This is a genomic window from Flindersiella endophytica, from assembly GCF_054779015.1.
Genome location: NZ_BAAGYY010000005.1, coordinates 1 through 20,175, shown reverse-complemented (window position 1 = coordinate 20,175; position 20,175 = coordinate 1). Strand labels below are relative to the sequence as shown.

Genomic DNA, 20,175 nt, shown 5'->3' with positions numbered 1-20,175 from the left:
TGCACATGACCGACGGCGGCGAGGCGACCGGCCTCCAGCGATCCACGCATCGTGAGTACGTGCTCACGCTGTCGTGCGCCGACCGGCTCGGCATCGTCCATGCCGTATCCGGCCTGCTCACCGAGCACGGCTGCAACATCGTCGACAGCCAGCAGTTCAGCGACCGGCTGGGCGGCCGGTTCTTCATGCGCGTCCACTTCGAGGTCGAGGACGCCGGTGCCGGGATCGACCACTTCCGGGTGATCTTCTCGGGCGTCGGCCGCGACTTCGGCATGGACTGGCACCTGCATGACCTGGGCGTACGCCAGCGCCTGCTCGTACTCGTGTCGAAGCAGGACCACTGCCTCAACGACCTGATCTATCGCTGCCGCTCCGGCGCGTTGCGCGCCGACATCGCGGCGGTGGTGTCGAACCATCCGGACGCGCGCCCGATGGTGGAGGCGGTCGGGTTGCCGTTCCATCATCTGCCGGTGACGCCCGCGGCCAAGCACGAGCAGGAACAGCGGATCCTCGAACTGGTCGGCGAGCACCGGGTCGACCTGGTCGTACTCGCCCGCTACATGCAGATCCTCTCCGAGGAACTGTGCGGCAAGCTGATGGGCCGGGCGATCAACATCCACCACTCGTTCCTGCCGAGCTTCAAGGGCGCCCGGCCCTACCATCAGGCGTTCGAACGAGGTGTCAAGCTGATCGGGGCGACGGCACACTACGTCACGCCGACACTCGACGAAGGTCCGATCATCGAGCAGGAAGTCGCCCGGGTCGACCACGGCATGACGCCGGCGCAGCTGGCGGCCGTGGGCCGAGACCTCGAAAGCCTGGCGCTGGCCCGTGCGGTGGGCTGGCACCTCGAACATCGCGTGATCCTCAACGGCAGCAGAACGGTGGTTTTCAGGTAATGGCAGCGGAGATCCTCGACGGCAAGGCCACGGCCAACGCGATCCGCGAAGAGCTCAAGGCGCGGGTCGCGGCGCTCACGGCGGCCGGGCGTACGCCTGGGCTCGGCACGGTCCTGGTGGGCGACGATCCGGGTTCGGCGGCCTACGTGCGCGGCAAGCACCGCGACTGCGCGCAGGTCGGCATCAACTCCCTGCAGGTCCAGCTGCCCGCGACCGCCACGATGGGCGAGGTCGAGGCGGAGATCGCGCGGTTGAACGCCGATCCGGCGTGCACGGGCTTCATCGTTCAGACGCCGCTGCCCCGCGGGCTCGACGACTCGCGGGCACTTGCGCTGGTCGACCCGTCGAAGGACGCCGACGGCCTGCACCCGATCAACCTGGGGTGGCTGGTCCACGGCAAGCCGGCGCCGTTGCCGTGCACGCCGCGCGGGATCGTCGAGCTGCTGCGCCGCTACGGCGTGCCGATCGAGGGCGCCGAGGTGTGTGTCGTCGGCCGTGGCCTGACGGTCGGGCGACCGCTCGGGCTCATCCTGACCCGCCGCTCCGAGAACGCGACGGTGACGCTCTGCCACACCCGCACCAAGGACCTCGCGGCCCACGTCCGCGCGGCCGACATCGTGGTCGCGGCGGCTGGCGTACCCGGCCTGATCACGGCGGAGATGGTCCGCCCGGGCGCCGCCGTCCTCGACGTCGGCATCACCCGCACCGACGCCGGCCTCGTCGGCGACGTCGACCCGTCGGTCCGCGAGGTGGCCGGCTGGCTCGCCCCCATGCCCGGCGGCGTGGGCCCGATGACGCGCGCCATGCTGCTGACCAACGTGGTCGAGACGGCCGAACAAACCGCCTGACCCTCACCGAACGAAGCCGCTCGCCCGGCTGCGTCGCAGCTGGCGGCGAGCCAGCCCGACAATGCGTGACGAGGGGTGGCGTGGCTGCTCGCGCCGCCGGCTCCCCGGCCGTGCGCGCTGCCCGCCTCGTGCTCGCCATCGACTGCGTGCCGGCGGCACCACACGTCCTTTGCCGTGGCGTCTCGTAGGTGTGGCGGCGGCACGTACGGGAGCGGAGCCGCAGGTCATCAGTCAGTTGGCTCTTGACACTCGGCCGTGCCACGACTCATGCTGCTTTGACCTGGCCGTCCGCAGCTTGGACGGCTATGGTGAGGCTAATCCCGACAGCCGGGGAGGTGGCAGGCCATGTGCGCAGCCGCAGCCGAACGGCCCGGCGCCAGCAGCGTCGGCAACCTGCTCATGATTGTGCCGCTCGAGGATTTACCCGGCGGGCTCAAGCTGATCGGCGAGGTTGACATCTCCAACCGCCAGCAGCTCGTCGACGCTCTCGAGCCCTACGTGCACAAGGATGAACAAGACGTCTACCTCGAGCTCGAGGACCTCTCTTTCATCGATGTCGGTGGTGTGTCGGTCCTGGTCGGCGTGGCGGAGCGGTTGTCGCCGCAGCGGCGGCTGATTCTCGGGCATCCGCCGCGGGTGCTGCGGAGGATTCTGGAGCTCGCCTGGCCCGAACCCGCGCCGATGTCGATGGTGAGCGCATGACCTTTCGCCATCGGGCACTTCTCTACCGTGGCCCGGACGACTTCGTGTGCGCCATCTCGTCCGTTGTCAATCGGGCGTTGGCGGCGGGAGAGGCTGTGGCCGTCGCGGTGCCGCCGAACAACCTTCAGCAGGTGCGCACCGTGCTCGGCAGCTCCGAGGCGGGCGCCGACCGCGTCACGTACGTCGACATGGCCGACGCCGGGCGCAACCCCGGCCGGATCATCCCGCTGATCATCGGACCGTTCCTGGCCGGCAACACCGGCAGCCCGGTGACGTTCGTCGGCGAGCCGATCTGGGCGGGCCGCTCACCTGCGGAGTACGCCGCCGCCGTGTCGCACGAGGCGCTGATCAACCTCGCGTTCGCCGACCGCGACGATGTGACGATCGTCTGCCCGTACGACGCCGCCCGGCTGTCCCGCCGCGTGCTCAGCGACGCCGAACGCACCCATCCGGCCGTCGTGGAGTACGGCTCGGAGCGCGCCGGTTTCCGCTACACCGACGCCGAACGCGTCGCCGACGACTACAACCGGCCGCTGCACGAGCCGCACGGCCTCACCGACTCGCTGACGTTCAGCCTCGGCGACGGCCTGCTGGGCGTACGACAGCACGTCCGCGCGTTCGCCGAACGCGCCAAGCTCGCCGCCGAACGGGTCTCCGACCTCTGCACCGCGGTCAACGAGGTCGCCACCAACACGCTCGTCCACACCGGCAACGAAGGCCACCTGCGGTGCTGGCGCTCGGGCGACGGGCTGGTGTGCGAGATCCGCGACAGCGGCAAGATCGGCGACCCGTTGTTCGACCGCCGGCCGCCGGAGGCGGGCGAGTCCGGCCGCGGGCTGCTCCTGGTGCACCAGCTGTGCGACCTCGTGCAGACCTACGTCCACGCGTTCGGCCTGGTGATCCGCCTGCACATGAGGTTCACCTGAACGTGGTGGACCAGCCGCCGCGGATCCGCTGCCTGCGCCCGGAAGACGGCCTGATCGACGCGCTCGTCGACGTCTGGGGCCGGAGCGCGCCGCGCGACCCGATCACGGTCGACCGCTTCCGTGACCTGGTGCTGCTCGACGCCAACTTCCAGCCCGGCGGACTCCACCTCGCCTACCTCGGTGAGCGGCTGGTCGGCGCCGCCTACGCCGTCGTACGCCGGGTCGCCATGACCGGCGCCGACCTGGAGCCGGCGCGTGGTTGGATCCCGTTCTTCTTCGTCGACCCGGCCGCCCGCCGCCAGGGCGTGGGCCGTGAGCTGCTCACCTCGGCGATGGACTGGCTGCGTAAAGCCGGGCGAACGGAAGCCGACTTCGCGTCCTACACGCCGAGCTACGTGCTGCCCGGCCTCGACGCCGAGGCCTACCCCGAAGCCGCCGCGCTGCTCGCCGACCTGGGCTTTCGCCGGCTCTACCAAGCCGCCGCGATGGACCGGCGTCTCGCCGGCTACGAAGCACCCGACGCCGTACGACACCGGCTGGCCGGCCTGGAGGCCCGCGGGTTCCGCTTCGGCCCGCCGACCGTCGACGAGCTGGTTCCGCTGGTCGCGCTGGCGGCCGAGCGGTTCAGCGCCGACTGGGCCCGGGCGATCCGCGACGCCATACGCTCCGGGCTGCCGCTGGACCACATCGTCGCGGCCCGCGACCCGGCCGGCGAGGTCGTCGGCTGGGCCATGTGGGGCGCGTACGAGCACCGGCTCGAACGCTTCGGCCCGTTCGGCGTCCGCGACGACCAGCGCGGCCTCGGTCTCGGCGAGGTACTGCTGCACCTGTCGCTGCAGCGGATGCGCGCGCGAGGCGCGTACTCCGCATGGTTCCTCTGGACCGGCGAGGAGTCGCCGGCGGGCCGCCTCTACCGCAAAGCGGGATTCACGGTGACCCGTCGCTTCGACATCCTGCGGGCTCAGCTCTGACGACGAGAGCTCAGAGCGCGCACCGCGTCCCGGTCACCGCGCCGTCGCTGGACTCGCCCTCCCGTGCCTCCGATGCCACTTCGTCGGCGGTCAGGACATAGCCGGTGCTGGTGTTGGTGACCGATCGCGCGAACACCACGCCGTAGACCTCGCCCTCCGGCGTGAGCAACGGCCCGCCGGAGTTGCCGGACCGCACCAGCGAACGTACGGAGTAGATGTCGCGCTGGACCACGGACTCGCCGTAGATGTCCTGCCCGTTCGCCCGCAGCCGGGAGGCCACCCGGGCCGGCTCCAGGTCGAGCGGCCCGCCGCCGGGGAAGCCGGACACCACGGCGGAGTCGCCGCTGGTGGCGTCGTCGGCGAAGTCGAGAGCCGGAGCGTCCAGCCCGGGCACCGACAGCACCGCGACGTCGGTGTCGGAGTCGAACAACACGACCCGAGCCTGGTAGATCCGGCCCTGCCCGCCGACCTGAACCGTCGGCTCGGACACGCCGGCGACGACGTGGGCGTTGGTCATCACCAGCTCGTGGTCGTAGACGAACCCGCTGCCCGAGAACGTCCGGCCGCAGGAACGCGCGTCGCCCACGACGCGTACGACGCTCTCCCGCGATGCCTTGATCGCCGCGGCGCTGATCGAGCTCGACGGCGCCGGGACGTTCGTGGTCGGCTCGTTCTCGAACGGGTTGAAGACCTGCGGGAAACCGGCCTCGGTCAGCGCCGTCGTGGCCCGGCTGAACCAGGTGGACGCCTGCTCCGGCATCACCTGGTCGACGGTCGCCAGCACGCGGGACTCGCGGATCTGGCTGGACAGCCCGGGCGACGGAACGTTGGCCAGCGCGCTGCCGGCCATCCACCCGACCAACAGGACGGCGACGATGTTGGCCGCGACGCCACCCACGCCGTCGAGCCAGCGGACCGGCGCCCAGGTGAGCTTCTTGCGTAGGGCCCAGCCCGCGCGGCTGCCGATCGACTCGCCGAGGATCGCGGGCACCAGCACGACGATCAGCGCGACGACCGTACGCGGCAGGTCGGACCCGACCCAGTTGACGACGAACGGCAGCAGCCACAGGCCGACCACCGCGCCCAGGATGAAACCGGCCACCGACAGGGCGGCGACCACCAGGCCGCGGTAGTAGCCGGACGCGGCGAAGCCGAGCGCTGCGACGATCAGCGCCAGGTCGAGCAGGTTCACGTCTCGGCAACGACAGCTGCCTGTGGCATCGTTCCGCCTTTCACGCTGGGTTAGCTGTGAACGCTGATTGTCTCAGAGCGCGTCCACCAACTGTTCGAATCTCGAGGGGTCCAGCGATCAGATCGCAGAGCGAGCCGGTGCCATCACCCCGCCGGCGTGGTCACCGCGGGTGCGAGCTCGCGAAGCTGGGCCACCGCGCCGGCCAGGTCGTAGTTTCCGGCCAGCGGCTGCAGGAGTACGTGGTCGGCGCCGGCGTCCAGGTGCGCCCTGATCCGCGTCCGTACGTCGTCCACCGAGCCCCAGGCGACGATCGCGTCGACCAGCTTGTCACTGCCGCCGTTCGCGAGGTCGTCCTCGGTGAAGCCCAGCGCGAGCAGGTTGTTGCGGTAGTTCGGCAGCGCCAGGTAGTACTGCGTGTGTTCCCGGCCGAGCTCGCGCGCCCGCGTCGGATCCGTCTCCAGCAGCACGGCCTGCTCGGGGATCAGCAGCGGCCCGGCCCCGAGCACCTCGCGCGCCCGTGCGGTGTGTTCCGGCGGCGTGAAGTACGGGTGCGCGCCGTCGGCGTGGTCCCTGGCGAGCTCGAGCATCTTCGTACGCAGCGCCGCGAGCACACGCGGGGGAGCGGCGGCCGGCTCGGCACCCTCGTACGGCACCGCGTCGAGTTGGTGGAGGTACGACGTCATCTTCTGCAGCGGCTTCTCATACGTTCCGCCCCGCCGCGCGACCGCGGGCAGGTGGCTCACGCCGATGCCGAGCAGGAACCGGCCCGGAAAGGCATCGGCCAGCGCCATCGCGGCACCGTGCGTCGCGTTCGCGTCGCGGGCCCAGACGTTGGCGATGCCGGTGCCGAACGGCAGCCGTTCGGTGGCGGCGAGCAGGACGGCCGCCAGGCTGAACGGGTCCTTCGCGGTCGGCGTCTCCGAGACCCAGAGCGAGCCGTACCCAAGGCCCTCGATCTCGGCCGCCGCCTCCCTCGCTTCGCCAGCCGGCGTCAGTCCGAGCTGCCGGCCGATCCAGACACCGGTCGCGCCGAGTGTGTCCCGCATGTGCTGTCTCCTATCGATGCAACGTGTCGACGGCCGCCTCGACGACGGCGGTCAGCACGGCTTTGTCGGGTGTCGTACGGGCCAGCTGCCACAGGCCCTCGATCACGGTGAAGAGGTAGCGCGCCAGGTCGGACGAGTCGCGTTCCGACGTCACCTGGCCGGACTGCTTGCCCTGCTCGATCGCCGCGGTGTACTGGCCGATCGTCCGGCTCTGGTGCCGCGCGATCAGCTCGGCGACCTCGTGGTCGCCGGGCAGCAGCTCGAGCGTGGTGTTGGCGATCAGGCAGCCCCGGCCGCCGGCCGTTTCGTCAGCCGCCCGGATCGCCTGGTCGTGCATGGCACGGCGAATACCCGCGACGGGCGACCCGGCCCGGGTGAGCGTGGCGTCCAGCGCCGCCTCGGAACGCTCGGCGTGCCGGCGCAGCGCGGCCAGGAACATCTGGTGCTTGTCACCGAACGCGGCGTACAGGCTGCCGCGATGCAGCCCGGTGGCCTCGGTGAGGTGGCTGAGCGAGGTGGCGTGGTAGCCGCGCTCGTGGAAGGCGTCGCGTAGTGCCTCGAGTGCGACGCCGGTGTCGAACGCGCGGGGTCTGCCCCTGGCCGTCGCCTTGGTCGGATCGCTGGCAGGCGCTGTCACCCGGCCGATTATATGACCGATCGGTCAAGAAGTGATGCGGTCGCGCAGCTCGAGCATCAGCTGCTCGTACAGCCGCTCGCCGTCGCTCACGGCCCATTGCAGGTGGCCGAACACTTCGAGACAGACCGCGCCGTAGATTCGTGACCAACACCACAGGAAGACGTAGCGTGCGCCGACCGGCAGTCCCGGTAGCAGCTCGGCGGTGTTGCGCCGCAGCTCCTCGACGAGCGTCGCGGGCAGGTCGGTCTCGTCGGGTACGCGGAACGGCCGCTGTTCCCACAGGTCGGTGAAGATCGCCGCGAACACAGCGGCGAAGCGGTACCGGGGCGACCCGGGCGGCGGCACCGGCAGGCCGGAGTCGGCGGCGGGAATCGGGTTGGCGAACACCATCCCGAACTCGCGGGGATGCTGGTGCGCCCAGCGCCGGAACGTCCACGCGGCCATGCCCAGGCGCCGGAGCGCCTGGTCGCCGTCCGCCTTCGTTCCGCCCTGGTCGGCCGCGCGTTCGATCGATCCGATCAGGTCGTCGTAGATCTCGGTGACGACCAGGTCCATCAGCTCCTCGTGGCTGCCGACGTATCGGTACAGCGCGGGGGCGGTGAGGCCGAGCTCGCGGGCGATGGCGCGCAGGCGTACGGCATCGGCTCCGTCGGCCACGAGCAGCCGGCGGGCGGTCTGTTTGATCGCGTCGAACGTCGCGTCCCGGTGCTCGGCACGGGTGGGCTTCGCGCTTGACATGGCGCCGATCCTAGCGGAATAGTTAACACCGTTCACGAGTTAACGCCGTTAACTCAACTTGGAGGAGGAGTCATGGTGGAGTGTCCGACGCGTCGAGGGTGATCGCGGGCGTCCTGCTGCTCACGATGGTGGGCGTCGAGTTCGGCGGCACGTTCATGCTCCGGGTGCTGCGCGGCGGCGCACCCGCCACCGACCTGCAGAAGTCGTTCTTCCGGGCCGGCCACGCGCACGCCGGGGTGTGGGTGACGCTGAGCCTGGTGATCCAGGTGCTCGCGGACGCGGCCGATCTCACGGGTGTTCTCGGTTACGTCGCCCGGATCGGGGTGCCGCTGGGCGCGATCCTGCTGCCGGGCGGGTTCTTCCTGTCGGTCGCCGGACGTGGCGTGACCAAGCCGAACGGGCTGTTCGCGCTGGTCTACGCGGGTGCGGTGGCGTTCGCGGTCGGCGTGGTGACGCTGGGCCTCGGCCTGCTGTTCGCGTAGCTCCGAAGAAATCTGGAAAAGTCTGGGATCCCCGGAATTAACCCCTCGACCCCACGCGTTACACCCCACGGTCGGTGCGGTCCATGTCCCCCGGGCCTCACCTAACTGCCTTTACGGAATACCGGAACGGAACTGGCGCCCCAGGGTCGTTCGCAGGAGCCGTACTGCGCCACTCGCCGAGAGGCGACTGCCGCACCGGCCTCCTTCATCTTCTCGCTGAGTCCTCTCAAGTCCCTCTCAACCGGATGCGGGACACTTAGCCATGCGCGACATCGTCCTGCTCGGGTCGACGGGGTCCATCGGAACCCAGGCGATCGACGTGATCCGCCGTAACCCCGACACGTTCCGGGTGGTCGGCATCGCGGCCGGCGGCGGCAACGTCGAGCTGCTGGCCCGGCAAGCCCTCGACCTGCGGGTCGAGATCGTCGCGGTCGCTCGCGCGACCGCCGTGCAGGACCTCCAGCTCGCGTTCTACGCCTATGCCCAAAAGCACGGCTACTCCGCGGGCGACTACTCCCTGCCGCGGATCGTCGCCGGGCCGGACGCCGCGACCGAGCTGGCCGCGCATCCCTGTGACCTCGTACTCAACGGCATGACCGGCTCGATCGGCCTCGCGCCGACGCTCGCCGCGCTGGAGGCCGGCCGCATTCTCGCGCTGGCCAACAAGGAGTCGCTGATCGCGGGTGGCCCGCTGGTCAAGACCAGGGCCAAGCCGGGTCAGCTCGTCCCCGTCGACTCCGAGCACTCCGCGCTGGCGCAGTGCCTGCGCGGCGGCCGCGCCGAAGAAGTGCGCAAGCTGATCCTCACCGCCAGTGGCGGTCCGTTCCGCGGCTGGGACCGCGCCCAGTTGCTCGACGTCGAGCCGCAGAAGGCGCTCGAGCACCCGACCTGGGACATGGGCCCGGTCGTCACGATCAACTCCGCGACGCTGGTCAACAAGGGTCTGGAGCTGATCGAGGCGCACGAGCTCTTCGACATCCCGTACGAGCGGATCGAGGTCGTCGTCCACCCGCAGTCGATCGTGCACTCCATGGTGGAGTTCTCCGACGGCTCGACGCTCGCACAGGCCAGCCCGCCCGACATGCGGCTGCCGATCGCGCTCGCGCTGGGCTGGCCCGATCGAGTGCCCGACGCCGCGCCCGCCTGCGACTGGACGACGGCGATGAGCTGGTACTTCGAGCCTCTCGACGACGCCTTGTTCCCGGCCGTCTCGCTTGCGCGCCGGGCCGGAACGCGCGGTGGCACCGCCCCGGCCGTCTACAATGCTGCCAACGAGGAGTGCGTCGCAGCGTTCCTGGCCGAGCGATTGCCCTTTGTCGGTATCGTCGACACGGTGGGTCGTGTGCTCGACGAACACACCACAGGCAACGTCACTACCCTGGAAGACGTCGTAGCGGCTGAGACTTGGGCGCGCGCACGGGCGCGCGAGCTCATTGGCCGGGAGGAACCTTCGTGAACTGGATCTCGATCGTAGGCGCGGTCGTCTTCTTCGTCGGCGTGCTCACTTCCGTGGCGCTGCACGAGATCGGGCACATGGCGCCGGCGAAGCTGTTCGGCGTCAAGGTGACGCAGTACTTCGTCGGCTTCGGCAAGACGCTGTGGTCGACGCGCAAGGGCGAGACCGAGTACGGCATCAAGATCTTCCCATTCGGCGGGTTTGTCCGAATGATCGGAATGTTCCCTCCCGCCAAGGACGGCCGGATCCGCCGCGGCAGCACCGGCCCGTTCCAGACGCTGATGGAGGAGGCCCGCCGGTCGTCGGCCGAGGAGGTCCCGCCCGGCGAGGAGCACCGGCTCTTCTACACCAAGAAGTGGTGGCAGAAGGTCATCATCATGGCCGGCGGCCCGATGATGAACATCATCCTCGCGGTCATCATGTTCGCGATCGTGCTGATGGGCTTCGGTGTCTACACCCCCAAGCTGGTCGTGGCCGACGTACCCGACTGCGTGATACCGGTGAGCGCCAACCGCACGGTCTGCGCGAAGGGCGACCCCGCCTCTCCCGCCAAGGCGGCCGGCCTGAAGCCGGGCGACAAGCTGCTGGCGTTCAACGGCACCAAGCTCGAGAACTGGGACCAGCTGTCGTCCAGCATCCGCGCGGCCGGCAAGGGTCCGGCGACGATCCAGGTCGAGCGTGCCGGCGAGCAGCTCACGCTGAACACCAACCTGATCTCCACCGAGCGCCGCAACCCCGACAATCCCAGCAAGATCCAGACCGTCGGATACCTCGGCGTCGCCCCCGAGCAGGTCCGTGAGCAGCAGAGCATCGGCGCCGTCTTCGGGCAGATCGGCAACTACACCAGCCTGACCGTGCAGGCGATGGGCAACATCCCGCACCGCATGGTGGGCGTCGCGCAGGCCGCGTTCGGCGGTGAGCGCGCGCAGGACAGCCCGATGAGCGTGATCGGCGCCAGCCGGGTGGCCGGCGAGATCGCCGCGATGGACGAGCCTGCCAGCGACCGGATCGCGGCGTTCATCCAGTGGCTCGGCGCGCTCAACCTCTTCATCGCGCTGTTCAACTTCATTCCGCTGCTGCCGCTCGACGGCGGTCACATCGCGGGCGCGCTGTTCGAAGCGGTGCGCCGGGCGTGGGCCAAGCTGCGCGGCAGGCCCGACCCGGGTTACGTCGACGTGGCCCGGCTGCTGCCGATCGCGTACGCCGCGGCCAGCGTCATCATGGTGATGGGCGTCCTGTTGCTGTACGCCGACATCGTTAACCCCGTGCGTCTGTCGAACTAACACGTGATCGTGTCCAAGCCATCAGACGAACATCATTCGATTCCCTGGGGAATGCTGTAAACCGTGACTAGCATCGATCTTGGTATGCCCGCCGCTCCGCCGCCGACCCTGGCTTCGCGTCGTAAGACCAGGCAGGTGCGGGTCGGAAAGGTACTCGTCGGTGGTGACGCGCCGGTCTCCGTTCAGTCGATGACGACCACGCCGACCACCGACATCAACGCCACGCTGCAGCAGATCGCCGAGCTGACCGCGTCCGGCTGCGACATCGTGCGGGTGGCCGTGCCGTCGCAGGACGACGCCGAAGCCCTGCCGGCGATCGCGAAGAAGTCGCAGATCCCGGTCATCGCCGACATCCACTTCCAGCCGAAGTACGTCTTCGCGGCGATCGACGCCGGCTGTGCCGCGGTGCGGGTCAACCCCGGCAACATCCGCAAGTTCGACGACAAGGTGGGCGAGATCGCGCGCGCGGCGTCCGCCGCCGGCGTCTCGCTGCGGATCGGCGTGAACGCGGGGTCGCTCGACCCACGGCTGCTGGCGAAGTACGGCAAGGCGACGCCGGAGGCGCTGGTCGAGTCCGCGATGTGGGAGGCCAGCCTGTTCGAGGAGCACGGCTTCCACGACTTCAAGATCTCGGTGAAGCACAACGACCCGGTGGTCATGGTCCGGGCGTACGAGCTGCTGTCGGAGGCGTGCGACTACCCCCTGCACCTCGGCGTGACCGAGGCCGGTCCGGCGTTCCAGGGCACGATCAAGTCGGCAGTGGCGTTCGGTGCGCTGCTGTCGCAGGGGATCGGCGACACGATCCGGGTCTCGCTGTCGGCACCGCCCGTCGAAGAGGTCAAGGTCGGCATCAAGATCCTGGAGTCGCTCAACCTGCGGCCCCGCAAGCTCGAGATCGTCTCGTGCCCGTCGTGTGGACGCGCGCAGGTCGACGTTTACACCCTCGCCGACAAGGTGACGGCCGGGCTGGAGGGCATGTCCGTACCCCTGCGGGTGGCCGTGATGGGATGCGTGGTCAACGGGCCGGGTGAGGCGCGCGAGGCCGATCTGGGCGTGGCGTCCGGCAACGGTAAAGGTCAGATCTTTGTGAAGGGTGAGGTCATCAAGACCGTGCCCGAGAGCCAGATCGTCGAGACGCTGATCGACGAAGCGATGCGGCTTGCTGACGAGATGGAAGCCGAAGGGGTACCGTCTGGTGCACCGGAAGTCACGGTCAAGTAGATAGCCGGACCGCCGGCCGGGTAGCTTCTCAGTCGTCGCCTCCTGTTTCCGGGGGGCGTGTTCGCTTTGGCTCGAGGAGGTCGGATGCTCGACGTCACGACGGACGTCAGGCAGTTGCACGCTGCCGACCTGTCCGACGTGTGGCGGCTGCTCGACCGCGACCCGGTCACCAACGTCTTCGTCGATGCCCGCGTCCGCGAGGCCGGCACCGATCTCCGGCGGCTCGGCGGGCAGCTCTGGGGCTTCCACGAGCGCGGTCGGCTGGTGTCGATGTGTTACGCGGGCGCCAACCTGATCCCCGTCCTGGCGACGCCGTCGGCTTCGGCGGCCTTCGCCGAGCGGGCGCGGCGGCTCGGCCGTAGCTGCTCCTCGGTGTGGGGCGACCAGCTGGCGGTGGGGCAGATGTGGCGGCACCTCGAGACCGCGTGGGGCCCGGCGCGGGCGCTGCGGCCTTCCCAGCCGTTCCTGACGATGGACCGCGCGCCCTTGGTGGCCGGCGATCCGTTCGTACGCCGGGCGCGGCGCGAGGAGCTCGATGCGGTCTACCGCAGCTCGGTGGCGTTCTTCCGCGAAGAACTGGGGATCTCTCCGGAGGCCCGGGATGGCGGAGCGTCGTACCGCGCGCGAGTGTCGTCGTCGGTGGCGCGCGGGCACACCTTCGTCCGCCTGGACGGCGGCGAGGTCATCTTCAAGGCCGACATCGGCGTGGCCACTCCGCGCGCGTTCCAGATCCAGGGCGTGTGGGTGCACCCGTCGTATCGAGGCCAGGGCCTGGCTGCACCCGCGATGGCGGCCGTCGTGTCGGCGGGCCTGTCCGAAGTCGCCCCTATCGCGACGCTGTACGTCAACGACTTCAACGTGGCAGCGCGCCGCACCTACTCCCGCGTCGGCTTCCGCCCCTCGACCACGTTCATGACAGTGATGTTCTGACCTTTCGCCTGCGCGCCGAGCAGCTCCGCGCCGAGCGGTCGAGAACGTCCCGCACGGTGTTCGCGCAGGACAGGGGTGTGGTTTGGCTGATCGTGGACTCCGAGATGCAGCGACGGTCAGGCGCGCGCGAGGTGTTCGGCGAACCTGCCGTTGCTCATCCGCAAACGGTGCCGTCGTGGTTGGTGTCGCGGTACCAGTCGTACTCCGGGTCCTTGCCGCGGACGTACGGGCCGTAGCCCGCGTCCTCGGCTTCGGCGCAGGTGTCGAAGCGGGGGTCGGTCGCGGCGGCGGGCGAGGCGGCCGGGCTCGCGTCGACGGCGGCGGGTTCGGAGGGGCAGGTGCGCAGCACACGGTCGATCGCGTCGTGTTCGGCGGAGGTGATCCACAGGTCGTACTTCGCCTTCACGCCCACCTGGTGGGCGACGTAAGCGCAGCGCGCGCCCTTGTTCGCCGGCAGCCAGGTCGCCGCGTCGCCGTCGCCTTTCTGGCGGTTGGCGGAGGCGTCGACCGCCAGCAGGTTGAGCGGGTCGTTGGCGAACGCCACCCGTTTCGACGTAGGCCAGCCGAACGCGCCCTTCTGCCAGGCGTCCGACAGCGCGACGACGTGGTCGATGTCGATCTCGACGCGGCCGCCGCGGACGAAGCGGATGTCCTTGCCCGTATAGGGATCGTCGACCAGGACGCCGGACGACACCACGCACTCCCGCGTTCGCGCCTTGAACGCCACCTGTGAAAGGTCGCGGCGGAGGATGTCGTTGCGGGTGTCGCAGCCGTTGTGGTCCACGTCGGACCAGCCGTCGCCGAACTTGTCGCGTTCGTAGCCCGTCCGCGGCGCCCGCCCCTTCACCGTCAGCGTCGCCAGCTGCGAGAGCGCCGTCCCGCCGGACGGGTGGTTCGCCTCGACCGCCCGAGGCGGATCGTCGGTTACGCCGGCTCCGCAGGAGGAGAGAAGGACCACGGCACAAGCCAGCAACGCCCACCGCACGACCATGCCCAGACTGTACTGATTTCTCAGCCCAGCTGATACCTGACATCCGGTACGTCTGTCAGGAACATATGCCCCGGCGCGTGCGTGATCGCGAACGGCGGCCGCGACACCATGATGGCCCGTTGCGGTGTCGTCCCACATGCCCAGAACACCGGCATCTCGCCCTCGTGCACAGTGACGGTGTCTCCCCAGTCCGGGTGGGCGAGGTCGGCGATGCCGAGCGACTCCGGATCCCCAACGTGGACAGGCGCGCCGTGCACCTCCGGCATCGCCGCGGTGACGCGGACCGCCGTCGACACCAGGTCGGCCGGAACCGGACGCATCGTGACCACCAGCGATCCGCGCAACCGTCCGGCGGGCCGGCAGCGCCGGTTCGTGACGTACATCGGCACGTTCCGGCGTTCCTCCACATGCCGCAACGGCACACCCGCATGCCGCAGCGCGGTCTCGAACGTGAAGCTGCACCCGATCAGGAACGCCACCAGGTCGTCGCGCCAGAAGCCGCGTACGTCGGACGGTTCCTCGGCCAGCTCGCCATGACGCCAGACGCGGTACGCCGGCAGGTCGGTCCGCAGGTCCGAGCCCGGCGCCATCCGGGTGTACGGCACGCCCGGCTCGGTGACGTCGAGGATCGGGCACGGTTTCGGGTTGCGTTGCGCGAAGAGCAGGACGTCGTAAGCCCAGTCGGACGGTACGACGAGCAGGTTGGCCTGCGTGAATCCGGCTGACCAGCCGGCAGTCGGCGACACGGCTCCCTTACGGAAAAGCGCACGAGCTCGCGCTGGAGGGATGTAACTCGCTTGTGGCCGGGGAGATGAGTGGGTCGTGCTTGTCATGGCGACCTCACAAGCAACGAGGGTTTTCGGCTATGGTGTGGATTGTTGAACAATCCTACAAGAGAACAAGTGAACAAGCGACCAATTCGGAGTTTGGATATGACGGATGCGGATACCCGCGAGTGGGTCCTCGGCCCCTTCGGAGATCGCGAACTGCTCGGTCGTTCGAGCACCGCGGAGCGGGTCGCGGATGTTCTGCGTACGCGAATCGCCGAGGGCTACTTCGAACCTGGGACACGCCTTCCTGAGAACGCGATTCGGGGCGCGCTGGACATTTCGCGCAATACTCTGCGCGAAGCGTTCCGTTTGCTGACCCGCGAGCGGTTGCTCAAACATGTGATGAACCGTGGCCACTTCGTGCGCGTGCTGTCGCTTGACGACGTCATTGACCTCTATCGCGTGCGGCAGATCGTCGAGTGCGGGGTGGTGGGAGACATCTTGGAGCCACCGCGTGACCTCACGGCTGTCCGCGAGGCGGTGAGGGCAGGCAAGGCCGCTGCGCGAAGTCGGGACTGGCAGGCACTTGGCACGGCTAACATCCGTTTCCATCAGGCAATCGCGGCGCTGTCGGGTAGTAAGCGGGTCGAGGAGTTGATGCAGGGCCTGCTAGCCGAGCTACGGCTCGTGTTCCACATCATGGCGGATCCACGCAGCTTCCACGAGCCCTACCTCGTCCGCAACATCGAGATCCTTCAAGCTCTGGAGGGCGGCGACGGACCTATGGCCAGGCAGTTGCTCTCGGCGTATCTGAACGATTCGCTAGCTCAGCTGGTCGAGACGTTCTCCGTGCAGATGAGAGGACGATGACGTGCCCGGCTGGGAGTTCTGGATCGACCGTGGTGGAACGTTCACCGATGTCGTCGCACGACGGCCCGACGGCGGCCTGGTGACGCACAAGCTGCTGTCGGAGAACCCCGGCAGGTACGACGACGCGGCGGTCGCCGGCATCCGTCAGCTGCTCGGCCTGGCGCCGCCCGCGCCCATCCCCACCGAGCACATCGACGCCGTACGCATGGGCACCACGGTCGCGACCAACGCGCTGCTCGAGCGCGAGGGCGACCCCACCGTCCTGCTCATCACCAAGGGCTTCGGCGACGCGCTCGCGATCGGTTACCAGAACCGCCCTCGTATCTTCGACCGCGAGATCGTGCTGCCCGAGCAGTTGTACGACCACGTGATCGAGGTCGGCGAACGGGTGCTGGCCGACGGCACCGTCCTGGAGGCGCCCGACCTCGGCCGGATCGCGGCGGACCTGCGTCAGGCGTACGACAAGGGCGCGCGCGCGGTCGCGATCGTCTTCCTGCACAGCCATCTCCACCCCGCGCACGAGCAGGCCGTCGGCAAGCTGGCCGAACAGCTCGGCTTCCCCCAGGTCTCGTTGTCCAGCGAGGCCTCGCCGTTGATGAAGCTGATTCCGCGCGGCGACACCGCGGTCGTCGACGCCTATCTCTCGCCGATCCTTGGCCGTTACGTCGAGCACGTCGCCGCCGAGCTCGACGGCGTACGCCTGATGTTCATGCAGTCCAACGGCGGGCTCACCGAGGCGGGCCACTTCCGCGGCAAGGACGCGATCCTGTCCGGCCCGGCCGGCGGCATCGTCGGCATGGTGCGAATGTCGGAGCTGGCTGGGTTCGACAAGGTGATCGGCTTCGACATGGGCGGCACGTCGACCGACGTCTCGCACTACGCCGGCGACTACGAACGCGAGTTCTACACCCAGGTGGCCGGCGTCCGGCTGCGGGCGCCGATGCTCGCGATCAACACGGTCGCGGCCGGCGGCGGGTCGATCCTGCACTTCGACGGCAGCCGTTACCGCGTCGGCCCCGACTCGGCCGGCGCCGAGCCCGGCCCGGCCTGCTACCGCCGGGGCGGTCCGCTGGCCGTCACCGACGCGAACGTCATGCTCGGCCGCATCCAGCCGGCCTATTTTCCAAGGGTTTTCGGAGCCGCCGGCGACCAGCCGCTGGACGCCGACGTCGTACGCCAGCAGTTCGCCTCGCTGGCCGGCGACATCGCGCGGCAGACCGGCGACGACCGTACGCCCGAGCAGGTGGCCGAGGGCTTCCTGCAGATCGCGGTCGCCAACATGGCCAACGCCGTCAAGAAGATCTCGGTGCAGAAGGGGCACGACGTCACGGAGTACGTCCTGACGACGTTCGGCGGCGCCGGCGCGCAGCACGCGTGCGCGGTCGCCGACTCGCTCGGCATCCGTACGGTGCTGGTGCCCCCGATGGCCGGTGTCCTTTCGGCACTGGGCATCGGGTTGGCCGACACCACCGCGATGCGCGAGCAGTCGGTCGAGTGTGGGCTCGATCCCACCACGCTGCAACGCATCTCCGGTGTCGCCGACGAGCTGGAGGCGATGACCCGCGGCGAACTGCTCGACGAAGGCGTGCCGGCCGACCGGATCCAGGTGGTGCGCCGCGTGCACGTCCGTTACGACGGCACCGACTCCGCCCTGCAGGTGGAGCTGGGCTCGGCCGAGGAGATGGTCGCGGAGTTCGAGGCGGCGTACCGGCGTACGTACGCGTTCCTGATGGACCGGCCGCTGGTGGCCGAAGCCGTCTCCGTGGAGGCGATCGGGTTGTCGGAGCAGCCTGAGCTGGCCGGCCTGCGGCTCGCGTCGGACGACACCGGACCGGCCCGGGTCGACACCGTGCCGATGTACACCGACGGCGACTGGCGAGACGTGCCCTTGTACGTGAGGGATCGGCTGAGTGCCGACGACGCCGCCGACGCAGTTGACGGGCCGGCGATCATCGTCGAGGACAACGCGACCACGGTCGTCGACAGCGGCTGGCAGGCGCGGGCGACGAAGCACGGCCACCTGCTGGTCGAACGCGTCCGCGCCGAGGCCGAAGGCGAGGACGTCGGCACCGAGGTCGATCCCGTCCGCCTGGAGATCTTCAACAACCTCTTCATGTCGATCGCCGAGCAGATGGGCGTACGCCTGGAGTCGACCGCGCAGTCGGTGAACATCAAGGAACGGCTCGACTTCTCGTGCGCGCTGTTCGACCCCGACGGCGAGCTGATCGCCAACGCACCACACATCCCCGTACACCTGGGATCGATGGGCGCGACGGTCAAGGAGGTGATCCGGCGCAGCGGTTCGCGGATGAAGCCCGGCGACGTCTATGCCGTCAACGATCCGTACCACGGCGGCACGCACCTGCCGGACGTGACGGTCGTGACGCCGGTCTACGACGACGCGGGTGAGTCGATCCTGTTCTTCATCGCGTCGCGTGGGCATCACGCCGAGATCGGCGGGCTGACTCCGGGGTCGATGCCGGCGTTCAGCCGGGAGGTCGACGAGGAGGGCGTGCTGTTCGACAACTGGCTGCTGGTGGAGAACGGCCGGCTCCGGGAGGCCGAGACGCTACGGCTGCTGGCCGAGGCGCGTTACCCGTCACGTAATCCGGACACCAACCTCGCCGACCTGCGGGCGCAGCTGGCCGCGAGCGAGAAGGGTGTCGAGGAGGTGCGCAAGATGATCGCGCACTTCGGGCTCGACGTCGTGCAGGCGTACATGAAACACGTGCAGGACAACGCCGAGGAGGCCGTCCGCCGCGTGATCGCGACGCTCTCCGACGGCTCGTTCGGGTACGAGACCGACGCGGGCGCGTGCATCCAGGTGCGGATCTCGGTCGACCGGGCCGCGCGTTCGGCGACGATCGACTTCACCGGCACGTCGGCGCAACTGCCGACGAACTTCAACGCGCCGGCGTCGGTGTGCACGGCGGCGGTGCTGTACGTCTTCCGCACACTCGTCGACGACGAGATCCCGTTGAACGACGGCTGCCTGCGGCCGATCCGGATCGTCGTACCGGAGGGATCGTTCCTGGCTCCGCGTTACCCCGCGGCCGTCGTCGCGGGGAACGTCGAGACCTCGCAGTCGGTGACGGGCGCGTTGTACGGCGCGCTCGGCGTGCAGGCCGAGGGGTCCGGCACGATGAACAACCTGACGTTCGGGAACGAGCGGCTGCAGTACTACGAGACCGTGGCGTCGGGCTCGGGCGCCGGCTCGGGGTTCGCGGGCGCGCCGGTGGTGCAGACGCACATGACGAACTCGCGGCTCACCGATCCGGAGGTGCTGGAGTGGCGGTTCCCCGTGCTGCTGGAGAGCTTCGGGATCCGGCGGGGAAGCGGGGGAGCCGGGCGCTGGCGCGGCGGCGATGGGGCCGTGCGCAGGTTGCGGTTCCTGGAGGCCGTGACGGCGAGCACGCTGTCGCAGCACCGGCGGGTCCCGCCGTACGGAGCGGCCGGTGGATCCGCCGGTGCGCTGGGGCGCAACTACGTCGAACGCGCCGACGGCTCGGTGACCGAGATGGCAGGCGCCGACTCGGTGGAGCTGTCCGTGGGCGACGTGCTCGTGGTCGAAACTCCGGGTGGAGGCGGCTACGGCGAGCCCGAATGACCACGTTAACCACGGGTTTGGCGGGTTAACCACGCCCCGGGCCGTGGCGAGGCACCTACTGGCGTGGCGAACCACACCCAGGCGCGGCGACGTGCGGTCCGGCGTGGCGAGGTGCAGTCAGCGTGGCGGAGCGCGAATGACCACGTTAACCACGGATTTCCGTGCTTGGCCACGCATCGACACGTGGCGAGGCACCCACTGGCGTGGCGAGGTACCTAATGACCACGTTAACCATGCAATTCCGTGGTTAACGTGGTCATTGAGCCTTTTTCATCCTGGGTCCAGGCGGGTGTGGAGGGTGTGGATGGCTTTGGCGATGGCGCCGATCTTGCGGGGGCTGTAGCGGGCGTGTTGGAGGATGCGCCGGTGTTTGAGGGGTGCGAGGCCGTGTTCGCATCTGGCGCGTAGCCAGGCCAGGGCGTGGTTGGCGGCTTTCTGGCCTGGTGAGCGGTCTCGGCCGGGGGTGCGACGGTAGCCGGTGAGCACGTGGTCGGCGGCGGGATCGGCGGCGGGATCGGTGGCGGGATCGGTGGCGGGATCGGTGGCGGGATCGGTGGCGGGATCGGTGGTGGCGTAGGCCAGGTCGGCCACCACGAACAGGCCGGC

General features: G+C 69.4%; 18 protein-coding genes and 1 pseudogene. 12 read left to right on the top strand and 7 right to left on the bottom strand.

The genetic code is table 11. The annotated features are described in order from the left end of the window. Positions 1-5: 5 nt before the first annotated feature. The 5 genes from purU to ACYVF6_RS03130 all read left to right on the top strand — a co-directional run bounded on the left by purU (position 6) and on the right by ACYVF6_RS03130 (position 4,346). The gene (gene purU / locus ACYVF6_RS03150) at positions 6-899 is read left to right on the top strand and encodes a formyltetrahydrofolate deformylase (RefSeq protein ID WP_460515505.1); all 894 of its coding nucleotides are present in this window, start codon (positions 6-8) and stop codon (positions 897-899) included. Then, the gene (locus tag ACYVF6_RS03145) at positions 899-1,747 is read left to right on the top strand and encodes a bifunctional methylenetetrahydrofolate dehydrogenase/methenyltetrahydrofolate cyclohydrolase (protein ID WP_460515503.1); all 849 of its coding nucleotides are present in this window, start codon (positions 899-901) and stop codon (positions 1,745-1,747) included. The genes purU and ACYVF6_RS03145 overlap by 1 nt, the downstream gene beginning before the upstream one ends. Before the next feature lie 345 nt (positions 1,748-2,092). Next, positions 2,093-2,449 (top strand): STAS domain-containing protein, encoded by a 357-nt coding sequence (locus tag ACYVF6_RS03140; RefSeq protein WP_460515501.1) that lies wholly within the window; start codon positions 2,093-2,095, stop codon positions 2,447-2,449. Continuing rightward, positions 2,446-3,375 carry an anti-sigma factor RsbA family regulatory protein gene (locus tag ACYVF6_RS03135; RefSeq protein ID WP_460515500.1) on the top strand — a complete coding sequence of 310 codons (930 nt, stop codon included), beginning with the start codon at positions 2,446-2,448 and terminating at the stop codon, positions 3,373-3,375. Before ACYVF6_RS03140 ends, ACYVF6_RS03135 begins: the two co-directional genes overlap by 4 nt. A 2-nt stretch (positions 3,376-3,377) precedes the next feature. Then, positions 3,378-4,346 carry a GNAT family N-acetyltransferase gene (locus ACYVF6_RS03130; protein WP_460515498.1) on the top strand — a complete coding sequence of 323 codons (969 nt, stop codon included), beginning with the start codon at positions 3,378-3,380 and terminating at the stop codon, positions 4,344-4,346. Positions 4,347-4,356: 10 nt separating this feature from the next. Here ACYVF6_RS03130 and ACYVF6_RS03125 read toward each other — a convergent pair whose 3' ends face one another. From ACYVF6_RS03125 to ACYVF6_RS03110, 4 genes are all read right to left on the bottom strand, one after another. Continuing rightward, the gene (locus ACYVF6_RS03125) at positions 4,357-5,538 is read right to left on the bottom strand and encodes a MarP family serine protease (protein ID WP_460515496.1); all 1,182 of its coding nucleotides are present in this window, start codon (positions 5,536-5,538) and stop codon (positions 4,357-4,359) included. 143 nt (positions 5,539-5,681) lie between these two features. Beyond that, positions 5,682-6,584, bottom strand: a complete 903-nt coding sequence (locus tag ACYVF6_RS03120) for an LLM class oxidoreductase (RefSeq protein ID WP_460515494.1) — start codon at positions 6,582-6,584, stop codon at positions 5,682-5,684. A 10-nt stretch (positions 6,585-6,594) separates the two neighbouring features. Further along, positions 6,595-7,221, bottom strand: coding sequence for a TetR/AcrR family transcriptional regulator (locus tag ACYVF6_RS03115; protein WP_460515492.1), 627 nt, complete (start codon positions 7,219-7,221; stop codon positions 6,595-6,597). 24 nt (positions 7,222-7,245) lie between these two features. Continuing rightward, positions 7,246-7,959: a TetR/AcrR family transcriptional regulator gene (locus ACYVF6_RS03110; protein WP_460515490.1), complete on the bottom strand. Its 714-nt coding sequence runs from the start codon at positions 7,957-7,959 to the stop codon at positions 7,246-7,248. 80 nt (positions 7,960-8,039) lie between these two features. On the opposite strand from ACYVF6_RS03110, the gene ACYVF6_RS03105 reads away from it, so the two are divergent. The 5 genes from ACYVF6_RS03105 to ACYVF6_RS03085 all read left to right on the top strand — a co-directional run bounded on the left by ACYVF6_RS03105 (position 8,040) and on the right by ACYVF6_RS03085 (position 13,331). Then, positions 8,040-8,441, top strand: a complete 402-nt coding sequence (locus ACYVF6_RS03105; protein WP_460515488.1) for a hypothetical protein — start codon at positions 8,040-8,042, stop codon at positions 8,439-8,441. A gap of 262 nt (positions 8,442-8,703) precedes the next feature. Next, complete coding sequence (gene dxr, locus ACYVF6_RS03100; protein WP_460515487.1) at positions 8,704-9,897, top strand: 1-deoxy-D-xylulose-5-phosphate reductoisomerase; 1,194 nt, start codon at positions 8,704-8,706, stop codon at positions 9,895-9,897. Beyond that, complete coding sequence (locus ACYVF6_RS03095) at positions 9,894-11,180, top strand: M50 family metallopeptidase (protein WP_460515485.1); 1,287 nt, start codon at positions 9,894-9,896, stop codon at positions 11,178-11,180. The genes dxr and ACYVF6_RS03095 overlap by 4 nt, the downstream gene beginning before the upstream one ends. Before the next feature lie 84 nt (positions 11,181-11,264). Continuing rightward, positions 11,265-12,401 (top strand): flavodoxin/ferredoxin-dependent (E)-4-hydroxy-3-methylbut-2-enyl-diphosphate synthase, encoded by a 1,137-nt coding sequence (gene ispG, locus ACYVF6_RS03090; protein WP_460515669.1) that lies wholly within the window; start codon positions 11,265-11,267, stop codon positions 12,399-12,401. A gap of 84 nt (positions 12,402-12,485) precedes the next feature. Next, positions 12,486-13,331, top strand: a complete 846-nt coding sequence (locus ACYVF6_RS03085; protein WP_460515483.1) for a GNAT family N-acetyltransferase — start codon at positions 12,486-12,488, stop codon at positions 13,329-13,331. A 154-nt stretch (positions 13,332-13,485) separates the two neighbouring features. Here the strand turns inward: ACYVF6_RS03085 and ACYVF6_RS03080 are convergent, their stop codons facing one another. Together ACYVF6_RS03080 and ACYVF6_RS03075 are read right to left on the bottom strand one after the other, a co-directional pair. Next, positions 13,486-14,322, bottom strand: coding sequence for a GmrSD restriction endonuclease domain-containing protein (locus tag ACYVF6_RS03080; protein WP_460515481.1), 837 nt, complete (start codon positions 14,320-14,322; stop codon positions 13,486-13,488). 20 nt (positions 14,323-14,342) lie between these two features. After that, positions 14,343-15,155, bottom strand: a complete 813-nt coding sequence (locus tag ACYVF6_RS03075; protein WP_460515478.1) for a putative hydro-lyase — start codon at positions 15,153-15,155, stop codon at positions 14,343-14,345. Between the two features lie 99 nt (positions 15,156-15,254). Here ACYVF6_RS03075 and ACYVF6_RS03070 point away from each other — a divergent pair, with 99 nt between their 5' ends. Then, complete coding sequence (locus ACYVF6_RS03070) at positions 15,255-15,962, top strand: GntR family transcriptional regulator (protein WP_460515475.1); 708 nt, start codon at positions 15,255-15,257, stop codon at positions 15,960-15,962. A 1-nt stretch (position 15,963) separates the two neighbouring features. Further along, a complete protein-coding gene (locus ACYVF6_RS03065) occupies positions 15,964-19,569 on the top strand; it encodes a hydantoinase/oxoprolinase family protein (RefSeq protein ID WP_460515472.1) in 3,606 nt (1,201 codons plus the stop codon). A 270-nt stretch (positions 19,570-19,839) separates the two neighbouring features. Here ACYVF6_RS03065 and ACYVF6_RS03060 read toward each other — a convergent pair. Continuing rightward, positions 19,840-20,175 (bottom strand): annotated as a pseudogene (locus tag ACYVF6_RS03060) (hypothetical protein); the annotation flags it as partial.